We start from the raw sequence: 26,337 nt of genomic DNA on the forward strand, positions 1-26,337 counted from the left end.
AAATCAGAGTGAAAATCCATATCGTACAAAAAGGGGACACTCTTTGGAAAATAGCCAAGAAGTACGGCGTAAATTTTGAAGAGCTGAAAAAGATGAATTCACAGCTTAGCAACCCCGATATGATTATGCCCGGTATGAAAATAAAAGTCCCAACATCAGGAGGCAATATAAAGAAAGAAGCGCCAACTGGCGTACAAGGGACGAAAATTAATATGAGTTCCAAAAAAGAAATGCCGAAGCAGGAGATTCCAATTTCAAAAGAAATAATAAAAGAGAAGCCGAAGGAGATGCCAAAGCCTGTTGAAGTGCCAAAAGCCCAGCCAATAGAGGCGCCAAAGCCAAAACCTGTTGAAGCTCCGAAAGCAAAACCAATAGAAACACCGAAGCCAGTGCCAAAAGCAAAACCAATCGAGATACCGAAACCGGTGCCAAAAGCAAAACCAATAGAAACACCGAAACCAGTACCAATAGCAAAACCAATAGAAACACCGAAGCCAGTGCCAAAAGCAAAACCAATAGAGGCTCCGAAAGAAGTTCCAAAGGCAAAACCAATAAAGTCAGTTAAAGAGGTTCCAAAGGAGATGCCGGTTGAACATCCATATCCGCCTAAAATGCCGCAACCAGTCCCAGAAATTGACGTAAATAATTATTATATGATGAATATGGCAAATGTTAACGTAAAAGAGCAGCAAAAGCCATTGCCACAATTGCCGCCGAAGCCAGTAAATGTTCTGCCGGAGGTAAAGCCGGTTATGGAAAGTCCTGTAGAAGAGTCGCCAATTATGGCACCCCCAATCGATCATTATGTAGGAGGTCATTTCCAGCCAATGTATCCATATATGCCAAATTTTGACCCATGTTTCGATCCTTGTTTTCCAGGTCAACCCATGCCATTCCCGCAGGTACAGGGAACGAATATGCCGGCACAAATGCCATTTCCACAGGTACAGGGAGCACAAATGCCGGCTCAACCGCTGCCATACCCTCCTGCAATGGGAGTCCAGATGCCGGCTCAGCCGATGCCGTGTCCACCAATGCCATATGCGCCTATGTATGGACAGCAGCCAATGCCGCAAGTACAGGGGGCTTATATGCCGGAGGCGCCAATGCCGAATCAGCCTAGTATGGTAGGCGGGATTCAAGAGGGTCCTGATATGTATGACGAGTCATCTCCATATATGCCGCAGATGTATTCACCAATGACAAGCGGTGAAGGAATGCCTGCAACTAATCCGTCGTTTGGAAATCAGCCATTTCCACAAGTACAAGGCGTTTCAGAAGAGGCTGGATACCCTGAGATGGGGGCACAACCTTCAATGATGCCGGGTCAAATACCAATGATGGAACAGCAAATGCCGATGATGGGTCAACCAATGCCGATGATGGGTCAACCAATGCCAATGATGGGTCAACCAATGCCAATGATGGGTCAACCAATGCCGATGATGGGTCAGCAAATGCCATATCCTGTCCAGGAAGATTGCGGCTGCGGCGCGGCATCAGGGATTCCGATGGGTGGTTATGGAGTAAATCCTGGGCAATATGTTCCTCCGATGATGCCAGGAGGATTTTATCCAGGTCAGCATTATCCGCAAATGGGCTATGGTCAGCTTCCTTACGATCCATATATGCAAGCAGGGGCACCTGAATATGGAGCACCTTATGGAAGTCCATATGATTTTGGACCGGGTTATCCACCAAGGGATGAAGAAAGCAGTGAATATAACGGCTAAATTTAGAGGAGACGATGGGTTTCATGATCGTCTCCTCTCCTATTTAAACGAAAATCTGCCTTTTCAAATCGTTCGTCTTACTCCGTTAAGAAGAAATGTGTTTATAGTCAGGCTGAGTGATGGTTTTCAATTTGTTTTAAAAGGCTATTCATCGCTTCGACGTTTGAAAATCCAAGAAGTTTTTACCCAATCGCTGAAAAAGGAAGGGTTTCCCTATACGTATTCATTCTATTCCTTTCCGAAGGAACATTGCTTATATTTCGAGTCACAGTACTTTGGTTTTCTTGAATTTCTGAAAAGAGGGGAGCAGCCATTTTTCTATGATTCAAAAAATAATTGTCAGGAAGGAATACAACTATTACAAAGATTTCATACAGTATCAGAAAAACTGGTTGGAAGGTATAAAACGATCCTGCCATCTTTTCATCTAATTGATAAATGGGAAGAAAGGTATCGGCTATTTGAGCAAAATATTTCTTTAATTTCATTTTTTTTGCAAAAGGAAGTCATACAAGACTTATTAGCTTGGGCAGAATGGTCAATAACGGGTTTAAAACAGGAAAAAAACTCACTATATGCATTTCCGAATGTCATATTACATGGGGATGTTGCCCACCATAACTTTTTTCGAACCTCAAATGGAGAATTGCTATTAATCGATTTTGATTTAATTAGTATTGGTCCTGTCATATCAGATTATTTACAATATGCAAACCGAATCCTCCCTTTTTTAAATTGGTCATTGCAAGAGTTAACCTCATTTGAACAGTTTCGCCCATATTTTAATCATCATGTATTTTTGTATGCGCTTGTCTATCCAACTGATATTTTCCGTGAATGGAATCGACTCGTAAAAGAGAAAAGTTATAATGACAATCGAAAACTTCGCACTGTCATGGAATTAACTTTAAGGCAATTTGAAAAACGAAAGGATTTTTACAAAGAAATCGAAGCCAGAATAAATGGTGGTAACTGACAGGATTGAAAGGCGGAGTTCTCTCACATTCTAATAATGAGCATTGAGTTTACATTTTATTAAAAAAAAGCCTGTAAGCCCAAATGAAAACGCAATCAAAATGCAATGCTCATTCTTAGTGGAGAGGTGGAACTCGCTTGCAACAACATACAAAATTCTGGTTAATATCATCTATATTGATGATCGGTCTTACTGGCTGTGGTAACGATGATGAAACAGCTCTGCAAGACCGGCGGAATGATGATACGATTCCGATCGGCTATTATTCAAATGAAAACCATGACGGAAATGGCGGGAATGCCATTTTGCTTGAGAATGATAATGATGGTCCCGCTACAGAAGCATTGGATCATTCATTGGGAAAAGAACGGGAATTGAACCGTCAAGGTGTTCAGGAAATGAAGAATAACAATGGCCTTTACAAAATAAATAATCGTGAAATTGCCAATGATGGCAGATATGATATTGGCGCTGGCGATAAGAACTATCATGGTCATTTAAATAACGGCGCACTTCCGACGCGCCAAAGCTATTACACCGGGTACGATGGAAGGTTAAGTGAACAAATTACGAGTGAAGTAAAAAAGGTAGAAAATGTAAAGGATGCTCAGACCGTAATTGACAAAGAAAATATAATTGTTGGTGTGCGGTTAAACGATGGAAATAAGGCAGAAGAGACAAAAAGAAATATTAAAAATGCCATCGAGTCTCATGTTAACGGAAGGTCTGTCAAAATCATGACAAATGAAAGTCAATATAACCGTATCAAGGTTATTAACAATGATTTGCGAAATGGCGGTCCGAAAGACGAACTGGACAGGGAAATAAGAAATCTGAACCGAACAAATGTAAATAATGATTAAATACAGGAATGAAAAAACAGAGCGGGCATGTGCTTCGCTCTGTTTTAATTTTTTATCTTCTAAACTGGGATAAGCAAGAAAAAAATGGTCAAAATAGTAATGTGATAATAAGAAATACACGTGTCATTTACAGATCATTCGCTTTCTTAATTATATTAAAAAGCCGTTTCTCCGATTACAAAACGAGGTGATCGTCTATGCAGGCAAAAAGGTTTATTCGAATAATTGCCCTATGTGGAGTTGTATGGGTGATCTTTTTAGCAGATTTTGCGCTTGGAGGAGAAATAAGAAAAGCATCTGCTAATCAACCAGCTGAAGAAATTAAACTCCCTGTTGAAGTGGAAGTGGTCTTAACGTACATGTATGTCGACGGAGAAATAAGTGAAGAGACCATCACAGAAACCATTTATTCAATGGAAAACTTTTGGGCTAAATATGATGAATGGCAATTGATTGGGATGGACCAGGGAAAGTTCATATTTCGTAAAGAAATGGACGATATCTCGCCATTATTGAAAGCAAATGGTTATTTTGGTGTTACGGAGGACGGGATTTTAACGATTTTTAATGGAAAACCTTATAAATCCCATATTATTCAATCCTTTTTCCAAATAGATGTCGGAAAGCTTGAAAGCCGCAAAAGAATGGAATTAAAAAAAGGAATTCCTATTAAAACAAAAGATCGTTATGTTGAAGTATTAGAAACGTTTAAATCTTATTCAAAAGAAAAACAGGCCAATTAAAGAATCTACCTAAGAACCGGTTAACCGGTTCTTTTTTTATGAGTAGTGCAGGGAATAATTAGATTTATCCAACATTTTTCTTAATCCGTAATTTATTGTATGATAAAATGATGTACAGCTATTTAGAGGAGAGAAAAACATTGTATGAATTTATTAGAGGAAGTGTTCAATATATCCATCCTGAGTATATTGTGATTGAAAACAATGGAATTGGTTATCAAATTGCTGCCCCAAACCCATTTGCCTATTCAAAATACTCCGGTCAAGAAGTGATAGTCTATACGTATACATATGTACGAGAGGATATTCTCGCCTTGTACGGATTCCAGACTCGTGAAGAGAAAACATTATTTATGAAGCTGTTAAATGTAACGGGCATCGGCCCAAAGGGAGCTCTTGCAATTCTTGCTTCCGGTGAACCGCAGCAGGTTGTCCAGGCCATTGAAAATGAAGATGAAGCTTTTCTTGTGAAATTTCCTGGTGTCGGGAAAAAGACAGCGAGACAAATGATCCTTGATTTAAAAGGTAAACTGCCTGATATCTTGCCGGATTATTTTCCAAATTTATTTCAGCCTGATCAAGTGGAACAATCTGAAGGGCACCATGAGGAATTTGATGAAGCGGTTCTTGCCTTACTGGCTCTTGGCTATTCGGAGAAAGAAATTAAAAAAATCTCAATTGAACTAAAAAAAGAGCCGCTTACGACAGACCAATATATTCGAAAAGGATTACAAATGCTGCTTCGATCATAAATTGGAGGAGATGACGAATGGAAGAACGAATTATTTCAAGTGAAGCCGATTTAGGGGAAATCTCTTTTGAAACAAGCCTTCGTCCACAAACCTTAAACCAATATATTGGGCAGGACAAGGTGAAAGAGAATTTAGCCGTCTTTATTAAGGCTGCTAAGCTTAGACAGGAAACCTTGGATCATGTGCTGCTTTACGGGCCTCCGGGACTCGGGAAAACAACGCTTGCTGCCATTATTGCCAATGAAATGGGAGTCAATATTCGTACAACAGCAGGACCAGCGATTGAAAGACCGGGCGATTTGGCTGCGATTTTAACAGCACTTGAGCCTGGTGATGTATTGTTTATTGATGAAATTCATCGTTTGACAAGGTCGATTGAAGAAGTGCTTTATCCGGCGATGGAGGATTTTTGTTTAGATATCGTGATTGGAAAAGGTCCAAGCGCCCGATCTGTACGACTTGATCTACCTCCGTTTACCCTTGTAGGTGCTACGACAAGGGCAGGATCATTATCTGCGCCGTTACGGGACCGATTCGGTGTTCACAGCCGGCTGGAATATTACAACTCGAAGCAGTTAACGGAAATTGTCATTAGGACAGCTGAAGTATTGGATATTGAGATCGATTCACAGGCTGCAGCTGAAATTGCTTCAAGGTCACGGGGAACCCCAAGAATCGCAAACCGCCTGTTAAAACGTGTCCGTGATTTTGCCCAAGTACGCGGAGATGGCCATATTGATGAAGAAATTGCTTTGAAGTCGCTTGATCTTCTACAAGTTGACCGTTTAGGGTTAGATCATATTGACCATAAATTATTAAGAGGGATAATTGAAAAATTTCGTGGTGGTCCTGTTGGCCTTGAAACCATTGCTGCAACGATCGGGGAAGAAGCACATACCATTGAAGATGTGTATGAACCGTATCTCTTGCAAATTGGATTTCTACAGAGGACACCTAGAGGAAGATTAGTAACGGATTTAGCTTACCGTCATCTTGGATTGGAGGTGCCAAAAGAGTGACAGGTATTGGCAAACTATTGATGACGATTGGGGTAGTTATTTTCATTATTGGTTTCCTTATGCAATTTATCCATATTGGAAAATTACCCGGTGATATTGTAATAAAGAAAGGCAGCACCACCTTTTATTTTCCAATCATGACTTCGGTTGTGTTAAGTATTGTGCTGTCGTTGATTTTTTACTTCATCGGAAAGTTTCGTTAAAAGTTATAGATAGGGTGAAATTATGAAAGTAGACTTATTTGATTTTTATTTGCCAGAAGAATTAATTGCACAAACTCCATTACTTGATCGTTCAAGCAGCAGATTGATGGTATTAGATAAAGAGACCGGTAGCATCACGCATGATATTTTTAAACATATTAAAAACTATTTAAAGCCTGGGGACTGTCTTGTATTAAATGATACAAAGGTTTTACCGGCAAGGCTGTTTGGGGAAAAAGAAGATACAGCTGCGAAAATAGAGGTTTTATTATTAAAGCAGCAAGAAAATGACTGCTGGGAAACGCTGGTGAAACCTGCAAAACGGATTAAAAAAGGGGCAAAAATCGTATTTGGCAACGGATTATTAACGGCGGTTTGTACCGAGGAGCTCGAGCATGGCGGGAGAATTCTTGATTTTCAATATGAAGGAATTTTCTATGAGGTTCTTGAGCAATTAGGAGAGATGCCGCTGCCGCCTTATATTAAAGAACAACTAGAGGATCAAAATCGCTACCAAACGGTCTATGCCCGTGAAAGGGGTTCCGCCGCTGCCCCAACAGCAGGTCTTCATTTTACAGAAGATCTGCTTGAGGAAATAAAGGCAGCCGGTATCCATCTTGCCTTTATTACTTTACATGTTGGATTAGGAACATTCAGGCCTGTAAGTGTTGAGGATGTTGACAAGCATGAAATGCATTCAGAGTTTTATCAAATGACAGAAGAAACAGCTGCTTTGTTAAATGAGGTACGTCGTTCAGGAGGGCGGATTATTTCGGTGGGGACGACTTCTACCCGAACATTGGAAACTATTGCATCCGAATATGATGGAAGGTTTGAAGCAAGAAGTGGCTGGACAGATATTTTTATTTATCCTGGCTATGAGTTTAAAGCAATAGACGGCATGATTACGAATTTTCACCTGCCTAAGTCAACACTCATTATGTTGGTAAGTTCTTTAGCGGGAAGGGAATCTGTGTTACATGCATATGAGACAGCGGTTCAAGAGCGTTACCGTTTCTTTAGTTTTGGTGATGCGATGCTGATTATTTAAGAGTTTGAAAAAAGTGTTGAAGGGAGAATGACGATTGACAGCTGTAACTTATGAACTAATAAAAACTTGTAAACAAACAGGTGCCCGTCTTGGCCGTGTCCATACCCCGCATGGTTCATTTGAAACTCCTGTTTTCATGCCTGTTGGAACGTTAGCAACAGTGAAAACGATGTCTCCTGAGGATTTAAAGGAAATGGGAGCAGGGATTATTTTAAGTAATACATATCATTTGTGGCTTCGTCCCGGACATGATATTGTTAAAGAAGCCGGCGGTCTGCATAAATTTATGAATTGGGACCGTGCTATTTTAACGGATTCCGGCGGCTTCCAAGTGTTTAGTCTTAGTGAGTTTCGGAAAATTGAAGAAGAAGGCGTTCATTTCCGCAATCATTTAAATGGCGACAAACTTTTTCTTTCACCGGAAAAAGCAATGGAGATTCAAAATGCACTCGGTTCCGATATTATGATGGCATTTGATGAGTGCCCGCCATATCCAGCAGAGTTTGATTATATGAAAAAGTCGGTGGAACGAACATCCCGTTGGGCAGAGCGCTGTTTGAAAGCCCATGCGAGACCGAATGATCAAGGATTATTTGGAATTGTCCAAGGCGGTGAATATGAAGAATTACGCAAGCAAAGCGCCCGTGATTTAGTGTCACTTGATTTTCCTGGATATGCAATTGGTGGTCTTTCGGTTGGTGAGCCGAAGGATGTGATGAATCGGGTTCTTGAATTTACGACGCCATTATTGCCGGCAAATAAGCCGCGTTATTTGATGGGGGTTGGTTCACCGGATTCATTGATTGACGGGGCTATTCGCGGAGTGGATATGTTTGATTGTGTATTACCGACCCGTATTGCTCGAAACGGAACATTGATGACATCAAGCGGCCGTTTAGTAGTGAAGAATGCAAAATACGCCAGGGATTTCGGACCAATTGATGAGCATTGCGACTGCTATACATGCAGGAATTATAGCCGCGCTTATATCCGCCACCTTATCCGATGCGAGGAAACATTCGGAATTCGTTTAACGTCTTATCATAACCTATATTTTCTGGTAAAATTAATGGAACAAGTCAGACAAGCGATCAGAGAAGATCGTCTGGGGGACTTTAGAGAAGAGTTTTTTGAGCAATACGGTTTTAATAAACCAAACGCCAAGAACTTTTAAATATTAAAGGTTTGAAAGGAGGTAATGTGAGCATGGAAGGTCTTTTAGGAACAGTTGGTCCTATTATTTTAATGTTTGTTCTGTTTTATTTCTTATTAATTCGCCCGCAGCAAAAAAGACAAAAAAATGTGCAGCAGATGCAAAGCTCTCTAAAAAAGGGAGATAAAATTGTTACAATCGGCGGTCTTCACGGTATTGTTGACTCAGTTGATGAAGGTAAAGTTGTCATTCGATGTGGAGATGGAAGCCGTCTTACATATGACAGATCAGCAGTACGTGATGTTGTTGAATCTGCTCAAGCGTAATTCTATGAAAGAGAAAAAACAGGAAGCTGAATTGTTGGCTTCCTGTTTTTTTATTATTAACTATTACGTGATTTTCCACTCATGTTTACACCTAATATTCCACCCATCATGGCAATCAAAATATAACAAATATGATAAATAATTTGTTCGAAATTAAAGAGTGAGTCTAAGCCTAAGAATTGGTACAAAAAGACAATAATTGAATAGATGATGCCTGTTATCCCGCCAAGCATCCAACCTTTTTGTTTTCCCTTTCCCCCTGAAATAAAACCTCCCATAAAAATGGATATGAAAGAAATAGCCGAAATAATATACTGTACGGATGCTTCCTGCAGGGAAGTAAACCTTAATAAAAAGGCGAAAAGCAAGCTTGAGATAATCGCTAAAATAAAAATAACCAAGGTTCCAAAAAGTACAGCGCTGCCAAGGTTTTTTGATTCTTCGATAATCAACCTCTCCCTTCAGCATTTGGAAAATAATGTTTATTCCAAATGCAACAGTTCTCTTAGTACAAGCATATTCGCTAACAGATGAATATAGAATCAAATCTTTCAGTTGTACTTAATAAGCCGGAGGTAAATCTTTCCGACATGGATTTTTTGATAAAGTACATAATAAATATGCTGAATTGAAAAAGGAGGCAGGTCTGCTAAAGAAAGTTGGTCGAAAGGGGGATTTGGAGATTGGATGATTTGCTCATTATTATATTAAGGACTTTATTAATTTATTTCATTATTCTATTGATTTTCCGTTTAATGGGGAAAAGAGAAATTGGTGAATTAAGTGTATTTGACCTGGTGGTAAATATTATGATTGCTGAAATAGCCGTTATGGCAATTGATGAAACTTCCGTTGAATTAATGAAATCAATCGTACCAATTGTTTTGCTAATGGTCATCCAAATCACGATGGCGCGCTTGTCGTTAACAAGTAAAAAATTTAGAGACCTGGTAGACGGATCCCCTTCTATCATAATTAATAAAGGACAAATTGACGAATCGGTAATGCGAAAGCAGCGCTACAATTTTGATGACTTGATGCAGCAGCTGCGGGAGAAGAACGTTAGCAATATTGCAGACGTTGAATTTGCCATTCTTGAGCCATCGGGAAAGTTGTCCGTAATGGAAAAGAATCCGAAAGAAAAAGGACATTTAACCCTCCCGCTTATTATCGATGGTGAAATTCAGCGTGACCATTTAAGCATTCTAAACAAAACAGAGCTGTGGCTAAGACAGCAGCTAAAACAAAAAGGATACACAGACATCAAAAAAATCTCCTTCTGCAGTTACCAAAACGATCAATTCTACATCGACCTAATAGAAAAGTAACGCATTAAAGCGGCGGGGGACAGTCCCCCGCTGCTTTAACGCATTGGGGGACTGTCCCCCAATGGTTTAACACTTTAATGCGGGGCTCCTGGATGGCTGAAGATGGCTAGTTTGGATAGGGTTTTGCCGATCCAGGGGATTCGGTTGAGTTCGTCTTTTTGCAGTAATCCTAGTAGAAGAGTAAACAGGGTATAGATTAGTGTGATTTCTATGGCGGTAAGCAAGACTTTAATTGCAAGCGGCTGTCCGGCAGGCAGATGCTGAATCATCCAGTAGCCGGCAGCACCGGAAATCCCCATAACAAAAAATGTTTTCAAATAGTCCCGTACATAGAAGGTAAAGGAAACCTTTTTCAAGACAGTCGCAAAGTGAAGCATGGTTACAAGTACGAAGCCGACGAGCAGTCCAATCGCAACACCGTAAATTCCGAAGGCCGTCTGGCTTGCCAGAGCAAAAATGACGGCTGTTTTCACAACAGCACCTATTAAACTGTTAATCATGGCTGCTCTCGCTAAATTGAGTGCTTGAAGAGTTGCCTGCAGCGGCCCCTGGTAATAATACAAAATGAAAAACGGCGCCATCAGTTTAATGAATCCTGAACCGCTTTCCGAACCGTATAAAACGCTCATTAACGGGTCGGCAAGTACATACAAAATAACAACAGCAAGTCCACCTGATAAAAAAACAAAACGAAGTGCCTGCTGTAATCGATATTCAACCAGTTTCATATTATTTTTTGAATGTGCTTCACTGATAGCAGGAACTAACGATGTGGCTAATGATTGGGTTACAAACGATGGAAGCATTAATAACGGGAGCGCAAATCCAGTTAAAGAACCATATTGTTCCGTGGCCGCCATGGCCGCCACTCCTGCCAAGGCAAGGCTGTGTGAAACAACAATTGGTTCAAAAAACCATGACAGCGATCCTATCATTCTACTGCCCATTGTTGGAACGGCAATGCTCATCAGCTCTTGAAACGTCTTTTTTCCGGATCTAACATAAGTGAAAAATTGTTTCCGAACCGGAAATTTTTTTTTCAATTTAAAGCTAGTTACAAGATAAAACAATGAGGCAAGCTCGCCAATCACGGCTGAAAACATGGCTCCTGCCGCAGCATACTCAATTCCGTAGGGAAGAAAAGTTTTTGTTAAAAAAGCAATTAACGCAATCCGGATAATTTGTTCAATCATTTGCGATAAGGCAACAGGTCTCATATTCTGTTTCCCTTGAAAGTAACCCCTGATAACGGATGAAATAGCGATAATCGGGACAACAGGAGCAATCGCTAATAGAGGATACAGCGTTCTTGAATCGGTTAAAAGCGTATCAGCCAATAACGGAGCTGTTATTAACAATATTGGTGTAAAAATAGCCGAAAGCGTAATAGTTGTGGCTAAGGACACGACCAGGATTTTTTTTACCTTTGCTTTGTCCCCGGCCGCTTCTGCCTCGGCAACATGTTTGGAAATCGCGACGGGAAGACCGAATTGCGTAATGGTAATGGCAAGAATAAAGGTCGGAACCGCCATCATATAAAGTCCAACACCTTCTGCTCCGATAAAGCGGGCAATAACAATGCGATTAATAAATCCTAATACCCGTGTAATAAGCCCTGCTACTAATAAGATCAGCGTCCCTTTTATAAACTTTGACATTGTATTCCCTACCTTCTCAAAAAAGGTTTTATCATATACAATTAACTATATGCACAGACATGGACAAAGCATGACTATGAATTCCAGATGAAATCGTGAGGAGGGGCTAATAATGGAAGTTAGCCATGAATATGATCGTTTTCGCAGCAAGGTTGGACCAGCATTGAAAAGTAAGCAGGAGGAATTTCTTCTTTTAGGGTATGAAGGTGTGTCAGAGGAAGAAATTTGGCAATTTTTAGTTAAGAAAAAGTGGAAAAAGGGAAATATTGAAATAAAGCTGTATGAAATGGTTCAAAGTATTCTTTCACTAAAAATTGGGGAATTTATGAATTATAGTGCTGTTGAGGCGTTAAGAGACGCAGAGTTTACACTTGATAATGAAGAAGAACTCTTAGAATTGTTAAAATAGTGTAAAAGTATCCGGCATTTGTTAATTCTTTATGTCTTAACACCGTATAAAATTGACAGTCCTTCAAAACTGTTTCATAATATTTTATTTGAAGGGATACCCCATTTTGGACAAAAAATGGGCTAGTTTTTTGAAGTGTGATCGCTGTAGTTGACGCTGCGATCAGCAGATTAGCTTTTTGTGATCTGCCGGCTTTAGATTTAAGGAGGAGCTATACATAATGGTAAAAAGAAGTCGGATTGTTGCCTTTTTAATTTTTATCGTTGTCATGGGCGCTGTAATGGGGGCAACAACAAAGGACATAGTCAGTAACATTAAGCTCGGGCTCGACCTTCAAGGCGGATTTGAAGTTCTTTATGAAGTAAAGCCAGCGAAAGAGGGCCAAAAGATTGACCAGAAAGCTCTTACCAGTACTGTAGAGGCGTTGGATCGTCGTGTTAACGTACTTGGTGTCAGTGAGCCGAACATCCAGATTGAAGGAGATAACCGGATTCGTGTTCAACTTGCTGGTGTTGAGGACCAAAACCAAGCACGGGAAATTCTATCTACAGAAGCCAATTTAACCTTTCGGGATGCCAATGACCGCGTTTTGATGGATGGTACCGACCTTGCTGAAGGCGGGGCCCAACAAACATTTGACGAGAATGGAAAACCGATTGTATCTCTAAAATTGAAAAGCGCAGAAAAGTTTAAAAATGTCACCCAAGAGATTGTCAATATGGGTGCACCAAATAACGTTTTAGCGATTTGGCTGGACTTTGAAGAAGGTGTAGATTCTTATAAAACAGAAATCACAAAGCCTGATCCGAAGTTTGTTTCTGCTCCAAGAGTAAGTGAAGTATTTAACCAGGATACTGTTTCCATCGTCGGCAGTTTTACTATCGAAGAAGCGAAAAGCCTGGCTGATATTTTAAATGCTGGGGCACTTCCTGTTAAGCTTGATGAAATCTATTCAACCTCGGTTGGTGCTCAATTTGGGGAACAAGCTTTACAAGAAACTGTTATTGCCGGCCTGCTCGGGGTAGCAGCTGTATTCCTCTTTATGATTCTGTATTATCGTTTGCCAGGTTTTGTTGCCACCATTACACTAACTGTGTATATGTTCATCACATTATTGATTTTTGATTGGATGAATGTGGTGCTGACGTTACCGGGTATTGCTGCTCTTATTCTCGGTGTCGGGACAGCTGTTGATGCGAATATCATTACGGCAGAACGGATTAGAGAAGAAATAAGAGTAGGAAAATCGATCAAATCAGCGTTTAAAGCAGGTAATACAAACTCTCTGTCAACGGTTACCGATGCAAACCTTACCCTCCTATTAGCTGCTGTTGTGCTGTTCTTTTATGGAACAGGTACGGTAAAAGGCTTTGCAACCAGTTTAATTATTGGTACATTAGGCAGCTTTATTACCAATGTATATTTATCAAGATGGCTGTTAGGATTGTTTGTTAATAGCGGTTTATATGATCGTAAGCCTGGTTGGTTTGGTGTGAAAAAAAGCGCGATCCATGATCTGAAGGATAATGTTGATACGCTCGACTTAACAACAAAATTTGATCGGTTTGATTTTGTAAAAGGGCGCAAAAAGTTCTTTGCTATTTCCGGTTCGCTGCTTGTTATTGGAATTATTGTTTTGGCGGTGCTTAAGCTAAATTTAGCGATTGATTTCACACAAGGAACACGTGTAGAAGTGTTAGCCAATAAGCCATTAACGACTGAAATGTTTGCGGCTGAATTGAAAAAGATGGACTTGCCTACAGATGACATTGTTATTTCAGGTGAAGATAAAAATATCGGGGTATCGCGGTTCAGTGATGTCCTTTCACAAAAGGAAATTGCTGATTTGAAATTACATTTGAAAGAGGCATTTGGTTCGGAACCGAATGTTAGCAGTGTTACACCGACAGTAGGAAAAGAGATTGCTAAAAACGCTCTAATTGGTTTATTGATTACGTCTCTTGGCTTAATCGTCTTTGTAACATTCCGTTTTGAATTACCAATGGCTGTATCGGCTGTCATTGCTTTATTATTTGCTGCATTCTTTATCATTCCGTTCTTTAGTATAACAAGAATGGAAGTTGACTTAACCTTTATTGCCGCATTATTAACGGTTGTTGGTTATGCGATAAATGATACAATTGTTACCTTCGACCGAATGAGGGAAAACATGCAGAAAAGACGCCGAATTAAAACGTTTGAGGATATTGTTGAAATTGCCAATACAAGCGTTCGTCAAACGCTCGGTCGATCTATTAATACTGTATTAATGGTAGTCCTTACAGTTGTAGCATTAATGATCTTTGGTAGTGAATCGATACGATCCTTCTCTGTCGCATTAACGATAGGACTGTTAGTTGGTACGTACTCTTCCATCTTCATTGCGGTTCCGCTTTGGGTTGAGTGGAAGAAGAGAGAATTGAAAAAGAAAGGTGTGATTAACACGTATAAAGAAAAACGTGTTCGCACCGACGAGCCTCAAGTATAATAAAAAAACTGCAGGATTTTTCCTGCGGTTTTTATTTTTATAATAGGTTAGCTTTGTATATTTTGCTAGTGGTCTAGCTCCAGTGCCTAGCCAATCCGTCAAGAAGGTTAAAGAACAACCTTCATGCCGGCTCGTCTTATGCTATGCCTGAGGCTGCGCAGGCGCTTCCGCTTTCCGTATTTTCCTTCGTTTCCCATTCAACCCATACTCTTTCATTGATTCCTTTTCCACTGTTTTGTATAATAAATGAGCTAAGGGGTGAACGTATGTTACAGTCAAAAACACGTTGGATTGTTCGATCTTCAAAAAAAGAAAAAGTCACCCAGCTGGTGGAAGAAATCAATGTGACGCCACTGGTTGCATCGCTACTTGTGAACAGAGGACTTGAAAATCCTGAGGAAGCAAGGGCTTTTTTATTTAGTGAAAAACAGGAATTCCATGATCCATTTCTCTTTTTGGATATGGACAAAGCCGTAAATAGAATTAAACAAGCGATAGAGGCAAACGAAGCGATCATGATTTTTGGCGATTATGACGCAGATGGTGTTACAAGTACAACAATTATGATGAAAACGCTACAGAAGCTTGGGGCAAATGTGCAATTTTACATACCAAATCGTTTCACGGAAGGGTATGGGCCTAATGAAGGTGCGTTCAGGTATGCACATGAAATCGGAATCGGTCTTATTATTACTGTTGATACAGGTATTGCCGCTCTTAATGAAGCAAGGGTAGCCAAAGAGCTTGGAATGGATTTAATTATTACAGATCACCATGAACCAGGACCGGAGCTGCCTGATGCCTTTGCGATTATTCATCCGAAAAGAGAAGGAAGTACGTATCCTTTTCAAGAGCTTTGCGGGGCCGGCGTTGCCTTTAAAATGGCCCATGCCTTATTAGGGGAGGTTCCTCAACAATTATTGCAGTTTGCTGCAATTGGCACGATTGCCGATCTTGTTCCCTTAAAGGATGAAAATAGACTTATTACCCAAAGGGGATTGAATATAATAAGAAATACGGATAGTGTTGGGTTAAAAGCTCTTTTTAAGCTTGCTAGTGTTGAACCGGATTCAACAAATGAGGAAACAATCGGCTTCAGCATTGCCCCGCGGATCAATGCTGCAGGGAGACTTGACAGTGCAGATCCAGCGGTTTATTTAATGCTTACAGATGATCCTTATGAGGCAGAAACTTTAGCGGAGGATATCGAGCAATTAAATAAAGATAGAAAAGAATTGGTTAACAGCATTACAGAAGAAGCTGTCCAGATGGTTGAACAACAATATCCAATTGAGGAGAACAGCTTTCTTATTGTCGGGAAGGAAGGCTGGAATGCGGGGGTCATCGGAATTGTCGCCTCAAGGCTTGTTGAAAAATACTACCGTCCGACTATTTGTTTAAGCTATGATCAGGAAAAGGGACTTGCGAAAGGCTCAGCTCGAAGTATTGCTGGGTTTGATCTATTTAAAAATTTGTCCACCTGCCGTGATATTTTACCACATTTTGGAGGGCACACTAGTGCTGCAGGTATGACGTTAAATATCAGTGATGTAGATGAGCTGCGGCGACGTATGAATCAGCTTGCCAATGAGCAGTTAACAGAAGAGGATTTAATCCCTATTACGTATATTGATACAGAGGTTTCTGTTCATGATATCCAGCTAAATTCCATTGAAGAAATGAATAAATTAGCACCATACGGAATGGAAAATCCCAAGCCTAAAGTGCTTATTAAAGAAGCAAATATTGGCAGTATTCGAAAGATCGGTTCGGAGCAAAATCATTTAAAATTGACTTTAGAGCATGAAGGAATTTCTTTAGACGGAGTGGGCTTCGGTCTCGGCGAAGTTTGTGATCATATTTCACCAGCTTCCAAGCTGTCTGTCATAGGGGAATTATCGATTAATGAATGGAATAATCGCAAAAAGCCGCAAATCTTTTTACAGGATCTTTCCGTCTCCTCATGGCAGCTCTTTGATTACCGTGGTGCCAAAAAGATACTAGGAATAGCAGACACCTTGCCGCCTGAAAAGACAAAATGGATTGTTTTCCGTCAGGAATATGCTTTAAGACTACAAAAATCAATTGACGATGCTGATGTTTTTTGTATTTCTTCAAACTCTGAAGCAGAAGAGATTCAGCTTGACCAGTGCCATGTTGTATTAGTTGACTTACCGCCTTCAAAGGAAATCCTTAACCGGCTGCTGTCAGGAAAAAAAGTGGCAAGAATTTATGCCCATTTATTCAAAGCAGAAAGTGACTTTTTCTCAACGATTCCAACTAGAGAGCATTTTAAATGGTTTTATGCGTTAATTGCTAAAAAAGGGCCATTTGATTTGAAACGAAATAGTGATGCCATTGCAAAGCATAAGGGATGGACAATAGAAACAATTGATTTTATGTCAAAGGTGTTTTTTGAACTCGATTTTGTTACAATGGAAAATGGACTGATTTCATTGAACAAGGGTTTAGTTAAGCGGGATTTAGCAGATTCCAGATCGTATCAGCAAAAACTGGCTCAATATGAGCTGGAAAAGGATTTGTTATATTCGTCGTTTCAACAGTTAAAAGACTGGTTTGATCAATTAATTCATGAAACGGTGAAATTTGAGGAGGCTTTATAAAAAATGGACTTAAAAAAATATATTACCGTCGTAGAGGATTGGCCTAAGCCTGGAATAAGCTTTAAAGATATTACGACTTTAATGGATAACGGCGAAGCATATAAATATGCAACAGATCAAATTGTTCAATATGCTCGTGATAAAGAAATTGATATTGTGGTAGGTCCTGAAGCCCGCGGTTTTATCATTGGCTGTCCTGTTGCGTATTCTCTTGGTGTTGGTTTTGCACCGGTTCGTAAAGAGGGGAAGCTGCCGCGTGAAACGGTTAAAGTTGACTATGGTTTAGAATACGGAAAGGATGTTCTTACGATTCATAAGGATGCGATTAAACCTGGTCAAAGAATCCTGATTACGGATGATTTGCTTGCAACTGGCGGAACGATCCTAGCTACGATTCAATTAGTTGAGCAGCTTGGCGGTATTGTGGCCGGTATCGCTTTTCTAATTGAGTTAAGTGATTTAGGCGGACGTGAAAAGTTAAAAAATCATGATATTCTTACATTGATGTCCTATTAGAGAGTGGGAGCGCTTACAGAATAAGCGCTCTTTTCCTATATTTGTATTCTTTATTTAATTAAACTGAAAAATAACATACATTCTCTTTACATCTCATCATTTTTTTTCGATAATAATAACAATCATTTTATTTTATACTTCATATTAGTTATAGATGGATTTTTAAATACATTTACTTAAAAAGGTGATTTTATGGCGAACGATCAAGTATTAACCGCCGAACAAGTCATCGATAGAACAAGGGGATATTTAGACGATGAGGATGTAGAGTTGGTTCGAAGGGCGTATGAATTTGCCAAACATGCACATCGTTTACAATACAGAAAATCAGGTGAGCCGTATATTATTCATCCAATCCAGGTCGCAGGAATCCTTGCAGACTTAGAAATGGATCCTTCTACGGTAGCAGCTGGCTTCCTCCACGACGTTGTTGAAGATACAGAAGCTTCTCTACAAGATATAAAAGAAGCCTTTAGCGATGAAGTGGCCATGCTCGTCGATGGTGTTACAAAGCTCGGTAAAATTAAATATAAATCTCACGAGGAACAACAGGCAGAGAATCATCGGAAGATGTTTGTGGCCATGGCACAAGATATTCGCGTTATTATGATTAAATTGGCAGATAGGCTTCATAATATGCGGACATTAAAGCATTTGCCAGCAGAAAAACAACGTCGTATTGCCAATGAAACATTGGAAATCTTTGCTCCATTAGCGAATCGACTGGGAATTTCTACGATCAAATGGGAGCTTGAAGATACTGCTTTACGGTATTTAAATCCGCAGCAATATTATCGTATTGTTAACCTTATGAAAAAGAAACGGGCGGAACGTGAGCAATATTTAGACGAAGTCATTGTGGAGCTGCAAAAGCACATGGAAGAGGTAGGCATTAAAGCGGAAATGTCCGGCCGTCCAAAGCATATTTACAGCATCTATCGTAAAATGGCCCGACAAAACAAACAATTTAATGAAATCTATGATTTACTAGCGATTCGGATTGTAGTCAATTCGATTAAAGACTGCTATGCTGTGTTAGGTATTATTCATACGTGCTGGAAACCAATGCCGGGCCGATTTAAAGATTATATTGCGATGCCGAAACCGAATATGTACCAATCATTGCATACAACGGTAATTGGTCCTAAGGGTGACCCGCTTGAAGTACAAATTCGTACCGTTGAGATGCATCGAATTGCTGAATTTGGGATTGCGGCACACTGGGCTTATAAAGAAGGAAAAACATTACAGGAAAATTCAACCTTTGAAGATAAATTGACATGGTTCCGTGAAATTCTTGAATTTCAGGACGATACAATAAATGCCGAAGAATTTATGGAGTCGTTGAAAGTTGACTTGTTTTCTGATATGGTATTTGTTTTTACGCCAAAGGGTGATGTCATTGAGCTCCCGGCGGGTTCGGTACCAATTGATTTTGCTTACCGAATTCATTCCGAAATTGGAAATAAAACAATCGGAGCGAAAGTGAATGGGAAGATGGTTACTCTCGATTATAAATTGAAAACGGGAGATATATTAGAAATTTTGACATCCAAACATTCCTATGGGCCAAGTCAGGATTGGTTGAAGCTTGCCCAAACATCACAGGCAAAGAATAAAATCAGGGCCTTCTTTAAGAAACAAAGAAGAGAAGAAAATATTATTAAAGGCCGTGAGCAGGTGGAAAAAGAAATCAAGCTTATGGAGTTTGATTTAAAGGAAATTTTAACACCTGAAAATGTTAAACGTGTCGTTGAAAAGTTTAATTTTTCCAATGAAGAGGATATGTATGCAGCAGTAGGCTATAATGGCATAACGGCTTTGCAGGTAGCCAATCGGTTAACGGAAAAATGGCGTAAAAAACGTGATCAGGAACAGGTGGCCAATCTTACTAATGCTGTTTCGGAATTAAAAACCTTTCCGACAAAGAAAAAACGGGAATCAGGTGTCCGCGTAGAAGGAATCGACAATCTATTAATTCGTCTTTCACGCTGCTGTAATCCAGTCCCTGGTGACGAAATTGTTGGCTTTATTACAAAGGGCAGAGGAGTTTCGGTTCATCGTAAGGATTGTCCAAATATCGTGACGGATGATGCCAAGGAAAGGCTCATACCGGTTGAATGGGAATCAGGTTTAAACGACAAGAAGGAATACAATGTGGAAATTGAAATTACTGGTTTTGACAGAAGAGGTCTTCTTAACGAAGTTCTTCAGGCTGTTAATGAATCAAAGACAGATATTTCAACGGTATCCGGCCGGACAGACCGCAATAAAATGGTGACGATTACGATGTCCATTTCTATCCACAATGTAAGCCATTTACAAAAAGTAGTAGACCGGATTAAGCAAATTCCTGATCTTTATGCTGTGCGAAGAATCATGAATTAAGGTGGAAAAGATGCGAGTTGTAGTACAAAGAAGTAAAGAAGCAAGTGTGACAGTAAATGAACAGGTTGTCGGGAAAATAGAAAACGGTCTCGTGTTGCTTGTTGGTGTTACACATCAGGATACAGAAGAAGATGCAGCTTATTTAGCTGATAAAATTGTAAACTTAAGAATTTTTGAAGATGAAAATAATAAAATGAATCTTTCCTTATTAGATAAGGGAGGAAGTATTTTATCGGTCTCGCAGTTTACTTTATATGGAGATTGCCGTAAAGGAAGAAGACCTAATTTTATGGATGCGGCAAAGCCGGACCATGCCTTAACGTTATATCTTCGTTTTAATGAGCTGTTAAAGGAAAAAGGAGTCCAGGTTGAAACAGGGGAGTTTGGTGCCATGATGGATGTTTCTCTTGTCAATGATGGTCCTGTGACATTAATTTTGGAAAGCTAAAAAAGAGAGCAAAGCTGCTCTCTTTTTTTGTTAATTTTCTTTAAAATATCTGGCAAGTCCTTCATAAATTCCTGTTGCTGCCGATTCCTGATATTGGTTTGATTGGACTTGTAATTCCTCACGTGGATTGCTTAAATATCCTAATTCAATTAAAACTGCTTTTTTATTATTTTCACGGATGACATAGTAGTCGCCAAAGCGAGTTCCGCGGTCTTTCATCTCGGTTTCATCAATAATGGCTGAGTGAATGTTGATGGCGAGTTCTTTTTGCCAAGGATAATAATAATAGGTTGTTAATCCTCGGACGCTTTCATTTTTACTGCTGTCATAATGGAGGCTGATAAAAGCATCTGCATTTTGCTCATTTGCCACGTTGACACGGTACGGCAGATTTAAATACTTGTCCCGCTGCCTTGTTAATGTGACATCTGCACCAGCTGCTTTTAGCTTGTCAAATAAATGGCGGGCGGTTTCTAATGTAAGTTCTTTTTCCAATGTACCTTTTGTACCTGTTGTCCCATCATCTTTTCCGCCATGGCCAGGATCGATCACGATTTTTTTGTTTTTTAAGTATTGTTCCCAATCTGTATTCGTCTCTTGATTGATTGTTGTTTCATTCATTTCTTTTTCATTTTCTTTTTCTTCTTCTTCGGCAGAAACAACCCAGCTGGCCACATAACCCATTTGTCCGTCTGATAATTGAATTTCATACCAGTCATTTTCAAAGCGATTCACTTTAAAAGTATCGCCTTTATTTGCCCGTACAAGAATGGTTGATTGTGTATTTGGATTTTTTCTTATATTGGTCCCGTTATGTAAAATCGTTAATGTTGAATTTTCCAGCGTTTGTTCAGTTCCATTACTTTGCTCTTCTTCGTCTGACGTTTGAATATATTCCTCTGAAACCCAACCAATTTGTTCAGCATATTGAATCTCAACCCAATTGTCACGCTCAGATAGAATGGTTACCACTGTACCTTGGTCAAGCTTACCAACAATTGCTGCATCTAATGATGGAGCAGTGCGGAAATTTAAGGAATTAACGTTTATAAGTCCTGTATTTGCTGACTTCTCATTTTCTTGTTTTTCGTCTGTGGTTGATGAGGAGTCCCCATCAATTTTTGCAATAAGGTAATTAGCGACCCAGCCTTTCTTATCATTATCCAGCAGTATTTGCGACCATTCATCTTCCTCTTTCACAATAGAATAAACCTCACCATTATTTAAGGTGGCCACAACTTCATATTCAAGGCCCGGACCACTTCTGACATTTAGATTATCCGCTCCGACCGTGATGGTTTTACCTGCCGCTTCTGTGATGGTTATCGCTTCAAACCATGGAAAACAGAGAGCGATGCAGATAAGAAAGATCAATTTCTTCTTTTGCAAATTCAGTTCCCTCCCTTTGTTCTATTCGGGATATATTCTGTGTTTTATTCCCTTTGTTTGTTGTTCCTTACAAACTGAACATTCCTGCATGAAAAATTACTTCTATTTTAACAGCCAATATCCCTTCTCTAGTATCGGATTATTTCAGTCTTTTTTTAGTTTTTTCTGAAGAAATTATCTCATTTTATGAAATTATAAAAGCTAATTTGGGAAAGCTATCTAAAGAAGTGAAATGACATACAAAAATAGAAACTTAGTAAGGGTGGATGACGATGCGGCACGGAGATAAGGGAATGTCAGCTCTTTCAGGGGACAACCAATTGAATGGTGTAGATTTTCATGATCTGACGCAAAAAGAACAGAATGCTCAAACAGTTGAATTCGCTTCTGAATTTGGGTTATCTCCACAGGATGTCAAAAAGTTAAAAAAGCAAATGGAAAGAAATTAACTACAACTATTGACAATTTTCGAGAAGCTTCGTAATATTATGTAGATAATGTGAATATTGCCGTAGACGAAGAAAAGTAATTTAGCCCCACATGAATAGAGAGGAAACACCGCAGGCTGAAAGTGTTTCTGCATGCTGACTAAATGAAGAACACTTCCGAGGCTTCGCGCTGAACGAGAAAAACTATTTCTTTAGTAGGTGATGAACGTATACAGGCGTTAACGGAAAAAGTGTGAAGTAATGCATACATATTGCTTCAAATTAGGGTGGTACCACGGGAATTTATGCTCTCGTCCCTTGTATAAATCATACAAGGAGACGGGAGCTTTTTTATTATAAAATTTTTTTGCAACAGCCTATTATAACATTTCACATATAGGTTTATTAATTTTGCATACAAGGAGGTTTCGTAGGTTTATGTCGATCCAGATACCTAGAGGAACTCAGGATATACTGCCGGGAGAAGTAGAAAAGTGGCAGTTAATCGAAAAAAAAGCACGTGAGCTTTGTGAGAAGTTTCAATACAGAGAAATTCGAACTCCAATATTTGAACACACTGAGCTGTTTACAAGAGGAGTCGGCGAAACAACAGATGTCGTTCAGAAGGAAATGTATACATTTGAGGACCGTGGTGGACGTAGTTTGACATTAAGGCCTGAAGGAACAGCCGCTGCGGTTCGTTCGTTTGTAGAGCATAAAATGTACGGTGATCCAAATCAGCCTGTTAAATTATATTATATGGGACCGATGTTCCGCTATGAAAGACCACAGGCAGGACGTTTTCGCCAGTTTGTTCAGTTTGGTGTTGAAGCCCTTGGAAGTAAAGATCCGGCCATTGATGCAGAAGTCATTGCACTGGCTATGTCCATCTATAACAGTCTAGGGCTTAGAAAATTAAAGCTGATTATTAACAGCCTTGGTGATAAAGAAAGCCGTCTGGCACACCGCAGTGCACTGATCCAGCATTTCGAGCCGCGAATCAGCGAGTTTTGCCGGGATTGTCAAAATCGTTTGGAAAAAAATCCAATGCGGATTCTTGATTGTAAGCAAGACCGTGATCATGAGCTTATGAAATCAGCTCCTTCTATCATTGATTATCTAAATGAAGAATCAAAAGAATACTTTGAGAAAGTTCAACAGTATTTGACTGATTTGAATATTCCTTTTACGGTTGATCCTAATCTTGTCAGGGGACTTGATTATTATAATCATACGGCATTTGAAATCATGAGTGATGCAGAAGGATTCGGTGCCATTACAACCCTATGCGGCGGCGGAAGGTACAATGGGCTGACAGAAGAGATCGGGGGTCCTGAAACACCGGGAATCGGTTTCGCCTTCAGTATTGAACGATTCATTGCTGCCTTAAAAGCAGAAGAAGTCGATCTTCCGCTTAACAAAGGAATTGATTGCTTCCTCGTTTCTTTAGGTGATGAAGCAAAGGACTATACCGTTGGGCTTTTGCAAAAGCTCCGTTTGGCAGGTTTTTCAGCCGAAAGGGATTATTTAGACCGAAAAATCAAAGCGCAAATGAAAGCAGCTGACCGCTTACATGCAAAGTTTGTTGCTATATTGGGTGATAACGAGCTAAAGGAAAAGCGGATTCTTGTAAAGAGAATGGAAACTGGGGAACAGTGGGAAATGGATTTAGAAAACTTTGTGGAGAAATTCCAAGAATTACAGTAATAGGAGGAAAAGGGAAAATGTTTGGAAGAACTTATTTTTGTGGCGAAGTGCCGGAAAGTGCAATTGGAGAAAAAGTAAACTTAAAGGGCTGGGTACAAAGACGCCGTGATCTTGGCGGAGTTATTTTTATCCATTTACGTGACCGGACTGGAATTGTACAAGTAGTATTTAATCCGGAAACTTCAAAGGAAGCATTGGAAGTTGCGGAAAAAGTCCGCAGTGAATATGTTGTTGATGTAGTAGGTACTGTTATTGCAAGGGATGAATCTACTTTTAACCCTAATTTAAGTACTGGTAAAATTGAAGTTCAAGTTGAACAAATGACGATTATTAATGAATCGAAGACACCGCCGTTTATGATTGAAGATGATGTGGAAGTTTCAGAGGATGTCCGCTTAAAATATCGTTATCTTGATTTAAGAAGACCGGTTATGTTTAATACTTTAAAAATGCGTCACCAAGTAACAAAAGTCATGCGTGATTTTCTAGACAGTGAAGGATTCCTTGATATTGAGACACCGATTTTAACAAAAAGTACTCCAGAGGGTGCGAGAGATTATCTTGTACCAAGCCGTGTCCATCCAGGCGAGTTTTATGCGCTGCCGCAGTCACCACAGCTTTTCAAGCAGATGTTAATGGTCAGCGGTGTTGAACGCTATTACCAAATTGCCCGCTGTTTCCGTGATGAGGATCTTCGTGCAGACCGTCAGCCTGAATTTACACAATTGGATATTGAGACGAGCTTCATGAGTGCTGAAGACATTCAAACCATGATTGAGAACATGATGCAAAGAATTATGAAGGAAGTAAAAGGAATTGATATCTCAGTACCATTCCCGCGTATTCCATATGATGAGGCAATGGGCAGCTATGGTTCAGATAAACCTGATACAAGATTTGAGCTAAAGCTTACAGATCTATCTGAAGTTTTTCAAAGCTCTAATTTTAAAGTTTTTGCCGGAGCTGTTTCAACAGGCGGACAGGTAAAAGCAATTAATGTTAAAAAGGGTGCTTCCAACTATTCAAGAAAAGATATTGATGGACTTACAGAATTTGCTGCAAGATATGGAGCAAAAGGACTTGCTTGGCTTAAAGCAGAAGACGACGGCTTGAAGGGTCCGATTGTTAAATTCTTTAGCGAAGAAGAATTAGCTGCGGTTAACCGTATTTTAGCAGTTGAAAAAGATGATTTAATTCTATTTGTTGCAGATAAGAAAAAAGTTGTAGCAGATGCTCTTGGTGCGCTGCGTGTTAAAATTGCCAAGGATCTAAATTTAATTGACGAAAGTAAATTCAACTTCCTTTGGGTTACAGATTGGCCATTACTTGAGTATGATGAAGACACCGGCCGTTATTCTGCAGCACACCATCCGTTTACGATGCCTGCTAGAGAAGATATTGATCTGCTTGAGAGTGAGCCAAGCAAGGTACGTGCTCAAGCCTACGATATTGTCTTAAACGGATATGAGCTTGGTGGTGGTTCACTAAGAATTTTTGAAAGAGATGTTCAAAATAAAATGTTCAAGGCTTTAGGTTTCACAGAGGAAGAAGCGAACGAGCAGTTTGGATTTTTACTTGATGCGTTTGACTATGGAACACCTCCGCATGGCGGAATTGCCTTAGGTCTAGACCGCATGGTGATGCTGTTAACGGGCAGAAATAATTTACGCGATACAATTGCATTCCCTAAAACTGCTAGCGCAAGCGATTTATTAACAAATGCACCTTCAGAAGTAAGTCCTGCACAATTGCTTGAATTACAGCTTGCATCAACAGTCATTAAATGACAAAAAGAGCTGTTTTCGTATTCTTGAATGCTTAAAAGCAATATGCTATCATAAAAATAAGAAAAGAGTCCTGATGTGTCCGATGTAAAACCTATCGTTTGACCGAACATTTTACCTTTGGGAGTTCGGAGTTTCCAATTAGCGTACATGCCTTACCTAAGGACTTACATTCGTAAAGTTCTTACTCGGGACTTACAATAACTGGAATAGAACACCCACCTGCTAAGTGCGGGTTCAAACAAAGGCTTAAAAGCGACGGCATAATTGGGGCTCTTCTCATACATATGAAGTAAAAACCATGTCTGATTGACGTGGTTTTTTTGATGAAATTTAGTCAATAATTCTTCT

General features: G+C 39.7%; 22 protein-coding genes, 1 other RNA gene, 1 pseudogene and 1 other annotated feature. Of the genes and pseudogenes, 21 read left to right on the forward strand and 3 right to left on the reverse strand.

Annotated elements, in window-relative coordinates; translation table 11 throughout:
* Positions 1–8 precede the first annotated feature (8 nt).
* The 10 genes and pseudogenes from safA to yajC all read left to right on the forward strand — a co-directional run.
* Positions 9–162 (forward strand): annotated as a pseudogene (safA, locus tag R4Z09_RS31015) (SafA/ExsA family spore coat assembly protein); the annotation flags it as partial.
* 1,488 nt (positions 163–1,650) lie between these two features.
* Positions 1,651–2,709 carry a phosphotransferase gene (locus R4Z09_RS06320; RefSeq protein WP_338451492.1) on the forward strand — a complete coding sequence of 353 codons (1,059 nt, stop codon included), beginning with the start codon at positions 1,651–1,653 and terminating at the stop codon, positions 2,707–2,709.
* Positions 2,710–2,846: 137 nt separating this feature from the next.
* Positions 2,847–3,572 carry a YhcN/YlaJ family sporulation lipoprotein gene (locus R4Z09_RS06325; RefSeq protein WP_338451493.1) on the forward strand — a complete coding sequence of 242 codons (726 nt, stop codon included), beginning with the start codon at positions 2,847–2,849 and terminating at the stop codon, positions 3,570–3,572.
* A gap of 197 nt (positions 3,573–3,769) precedes the next feature.
* A complete protein-coding gene (locus R4Z09_RS06330; protein WP_338451494.1) occupies positions 3,770–4,315 on the forward strand; it encodes an intercompartmental signaling factor BofC in 546 nt (181 codons plus the stop codon).
* Positions 4,316–4,455: 140 nt separating this feature from the next.
* Positions 4,456–5,067, forward strand: coding sequence for a Holliday junction branch migration protein RuvA (gene ruvA / locus R4Z09_RS06335; protein WP_338451495.1), 612 nt, complete (start codon positions 4,456–4,458; stop codon positions 5,065–5,067).
* A 17-nt stretch (positions 5,068–5,084) separates the two neighbouring features.
* Complete coding sequence (ruvB, locus tag R4Z09_RS06340) at positions 5,085–6,086, forward strand: Holliday junction branch migration DNA helicase RuvB (RefSeq protein ID WP_338451496.1); 1,002 nt, start codon at positions 5,085–5,087, stop codon at positions 6,084–6,086.
* 20 nt (positions 6,087–6,106) lie between these two features.
* Positions 6,107–6,289, forward strand: a complete 183-nt coding sequence (locus R4Z09_RS06345; RefSeq protein WP_422392290.1) for a DUF2905 domain-containing protein — start codon at positions 6,107–6,109, stop codon at positions 6,287–6,289.
* A gap of 22 nt (positions 6,290–6,311) precedes the next feature.
* Positions 6,312–7,340: a tRNA preQ1(34) S-adenosylmethionine ribosyltransferase-isomerase QueA gene (queA, locus tag R4Z09_RS06350; RefSeq protein ID WP_338451498.1), complete on the forward strand. Its 1,029-nt coding sequence runs from the start codon at positions 6,312–6,314 to the stop codon at positions 7,338–7,340.
* Between the two features lie 34 nt (positions 7,341–7,374).
* Complete coding sequence (gene tgt / locus R4Z09_RS06355) at positions 7,375–8,514, forward strand: tRNA guanosine(34) transglycosylase Tgt (protein WP_338451499.1); 1,140 nt, start codon at positions 7,375–7,377, stop codon at positions 8,512–8,514.
* Positions 8,515–8,546: 32 nt separating this feature from the next.
* On the forward strand, positions 8,547–8,819 hold the full coding sequence (gene yajC, locus R4Z09_RS06360; RefSeq protein WP_338451500.1) for a preprotein translocase subunit YajC: 273 nt from the start codon (positions 8,547–8,549) through the stop codon (positions 8,817–8,819).
* A 56-nt stretch (positions 8,820–8,875) separates the two neighbouring features.
* Here the strand turns inward: yajC and R4Z09_RS06365 are convergent, their stop codons facing one another.
* Positions 8,876–9,265 carry a TIGR04086 family membrane protein gene (locus R4Z09_RS06365; RefSeq protein ID WP_338453212.1) on the reverse strand — a complete coding sequence of 130 codons (390 nt, stop codon included), beginning with the start codon at positions 9,263–9,265 and terminating at the stop codon, positions 8,876–8,878.
* Positions 9,266–9,502: 237 nt separating this feature from the next.
* Between R4Z09_RS06365 and R4Z09_RS06370 the strand changes: the two genes are divergently transcribed.
* Positions 9,503–10,147, forward strand: coding sequence for a DUF421 domain-containing protein (locus R4Z09_RS06370; RefSeq protein WP_338451501.1), 645 nt, complete (start codon positions 9,503–9,505; stop codon positions 10,145–10,147).
* Between the two features lie 74 nt (positions 10,148–10,221).
* Here R4Z09_RS06370 and spoVB read toward each other — a convergent pair whose 3' ends face one another.
* Positions 10,222–11,805 carry a stage V sporulation protein B gene (spoVB, locus tag R4Z09_RS06375; RefSeq protein WP_338451502.1) on the reverse strand — a complete coding sequence of 528 codons (1,584 nt, stop codon included), beginning with the start codon at positions 11,803–11,805 and terminating at the stop codon, positions 10,222–10,224.
* Between the two features lie 112 nt (positions 11,806–11,917).
* Here spoVB and R4Z09_RS06380 point away from each other — a divergent pair, with 112 nt between their 5' ends.
* The 6 genes from R4Z09_RS06380 to dtd all read left to right on the forward strand — a co-directional run bounded on the left by R4Z09_RS06380 (position 11,918) and on the right by dtd (position 20,678).
* Positions 11,918–12,214 carry a post-transcriptional regulator gene (locus R4Z09_RS06380; protein WP_338451503.1) on the forward strand — a complete coding sequence of 99 codons (297 nt, stop codon included), beginning with the start codon at positions 11,918–11,920 and terminating at the stop codon, positions 12,212–12,214.
* A 220-nt stretch (positions 12,215–12,434) separates the two neighbouring features.
* On the forward strand, positions 12,435–14,702 hold the full coding sequence (gene secDF, locus R4Z09_RS06385; protein WP_338451504.1) for a protein translocase subunit SecDF: 2,268 nt from the start codon (positions 12,435–12,437) through the stop codon (positions 14,700–14,702).
* A gap of 266 nt (positions 14,703–14,968) precedes the next feature.
* A complete protein-coding gene (gene recJ, locus R4Z09_RS06390; RefSeq protein ID WP_338451505.1) occupies positions 14,969–17,326 on the forward strand; it encodes a single-stranded-DNA-specific exonuclease RecJ in 2,358 nt (785 codons plus the stop codon).
* Between the two features lie 3 nt (positions 17,327–17,329).
* Positions 17,330–17,842 (forward strand): adenine phosphoribosyltransferase, encoded by a 513-nt coding sequence (locus tag R4Z09_RS06395; protein ID WP_338451506.1) that lies wholly within the window; start codon positions 17,330–17,332, stop codon positions 17,840–17,842.
* 192 nt (positions 17,843–18,034) lie between these two features.
* Positions 18,035–20,230, forward strand: coding sequence for a bifunctional (p)ppGpp synthetase/guanosine-3',5'-bis(diphosphate) 3'-pyrophosphohydrolase (locus R4Z09_RS06400; protein WP_338451507.1), 2,196 nt, complete (start codon positions 18,035–18,037; stop codon positions 20,228–20,230).
* 10 nt (positions 20,231–20,240) lie between these two features.
* On the forward strand, positions 20,241–20,678 hold the full coding sequence (dtd, locus tag R4Z09_RS06405; RefSeq protein WP_338451508.1) for a D-aminoacyl-tRNA deacylase: 438 nt from the start codon (positions 20,241–20,243) through the stop codon (positions 20,676–20,678).
* 30 nt (positions 20,679–20,708) lie between these two features.
* On the opposite strand, the gene R4Z09_RS06410 is transcribed toward dtd, so the two are convergent.
* Entirely contained in the window at positions 20,709–22,067 is a 1,359-nt protein-coding gene (locus R4Z09_RS06410; protein WP_338451509.1) for an N-acetylmuramoyl-L-alanine amidase, read from the reverse strand.
* A gap of 272 nt (positions 22,068–22,339) precedes the next feature.
* Here R4Z09_RS06410 and R4Z09_RS06415 point away from each other — a divergent pair, with 272 nt between their 5' ends.
* From R4Z09_RS06415 to ssrS, 4 genes are all read left to right on the forward strand, one after another.
* Positions 22,340–22,516 (forward strand): hypothetical protein, encoded by a 177-nt coding sequence (locus R4Z09_RS06415; RefSeq protein WP_338451510.1) that lies wholly within the window; start codon positions 22,340–22,342, stop codon positions 22,514–22,516.
* A gap of 54 nt (positions 22,517–22,570) precedes the next feature.
* Positions 22,571–22,817: a binding site (T-box leader), on the forward strand.
* A gap of 116 nt (positions 22,818–22,933) precedes the next feature.
* Entirely contained in the window at positions 22,934–24,202 is a 1,269-nt protein-coding gene (hisS, locus tag R4Z09_RS06420) for a histidine--tRNA ligase (protein ID WP_338451511.1), read from the forward strand.
* Between the two features lie 17 nt (positions 24,203–24,219).
* The gene (gene aspS, locus R4Z09_RS06425) at positions 24,220–25,989 is read left to right on the forward strand and encodes an aspartate--tRNA ligase (RefSeq protein ID WP_338451512.1); all 1,770 of its coding nucleotides are present in this window, start codon (positions 24,220–24,222) and stop codon (positions 25,987–25,989) included.
* Positions 25,990–26,053: 64 nt separating this feature from the next.
* A non-coding RNA gene (ssrS, locus tag R4Z09_RS06430) (6S RNA) lies at positions 26,054–26,264 on the forward strand.
* The last annotated feature ends 73 nt before the right edge of the window (positions 26,265–26,337 follow it).

This window comes from Niallia oryzisoli (assembly GCF_036670025.1).
Classification (GTDB): domain Bacteria; phylum Bacillota; class Bacilli; order Bacillales; family Cytobacillaceae; genus Bacillus_BD; species Bacillus_BD oryzisoli.

Coding starts and splice junctions, on each gene's coding strand:
- dtd (WP_338451508.1), top strand. CDS start 20,241: ATGCGAGTTGTAGTACAAAGAAGTAAAGAAGCAAGTGTGACAGTAAAT.
- yajC (WP_338451500.1), top strand. CDS start 8,547: ATGGAAGGTCTTTTAGGAACAGTTGGTCCTATTATTTTAATGTTTGTT.
- secDF (WP_338451504.1), top strand. CDS start 12,435: ATGGTAAAAAGAAGTCGGATTGTTGCCTTTTTAATTTTTATCGTTGTC.
- R4Z09_RS06395 (WP_338451506.1), top strand. CDS start 17,330: ATGGACTTAAAAAAATATATTACCGTCGTAGAGGATTGGCCTAAGCCT.
- spoVB (WP_338451502.1), bottom strand. CDS start 11,805: ATGTCAAAGTTTATAAAAGGGACGCTGATCTTATTAGTAGCAGGGCTT.
- queA (WP_338451498.1), top strand. CDS start 6,312: ATGAAAGTAGACTTATTTGATTTTTATTTGCCAGAAGAATTAATTGCA.
- ruvB (WP_338451496.1), top strand. CDS start 5,085: ATGGAAGAACGAATTATTTCAAGTGAAGCCGATTTAGGGGAAATCTCT.
- R4Z09_RS06400 (WP_338451507.1), top strand. CDS start 18,035: ATGGCGAACGATCAAGTATTAACCGCCGAACAAGTCATCGATAGAACA.
- aspS (WP_338451512.1), top strand. CDS start 24,220: ATGTTTGGAAGAACTTATTTTTGTGGCGAAGTGCCGGAAAGTGCAATT.
- R4Z09_RS06415 (WP_338451510.1), top strand. CDS start 22,340: ATGCGGCACGGAGATAAGGGAATGTCAGCTCTTTCAGGGGACAACCAA.
- recJ (WP_338451505.1), top strand. CDS start 14,969: ATGTTACAGTCAAAAACACGTTGGATTGTTCGATCTTCAAAAAAAGAA.
- R4Z09_RS06345 (WP_422392290.1), top strand. CDS start 6,107: ATGACGATTGGGGTAGTTATTTTCATTATTGGTTTCCTTATGCAATTT.
- R4Z09_RS06380 (WP_338451503.1), top strand. CDS start 11,918: ATGGAAGTTAGCCATGAATATGATCGTTTTCGCAGCAAGGTTGGACCA.
- R4Z09_RS06330 (WP_338451494.1), top strand. CDS start 3,770: ATGCAGGCAAAAAGGTTTATTCGAATAATTGCCCTATGTGGAGTTGTA.
- R4Z09_RS06320 (WP_338451492.1), top strand. CDS start 1,651: ATGGAGCACCTTATGGAAGTCCATATGATTTTGGACCGGGTTATCCAC.
- hisS (WP_338451511.1), top strand. CDS start 22,934: ATGTCGATCCAGATACCTAGAGGAACTCAGGATATACTGCCGGGAGAA.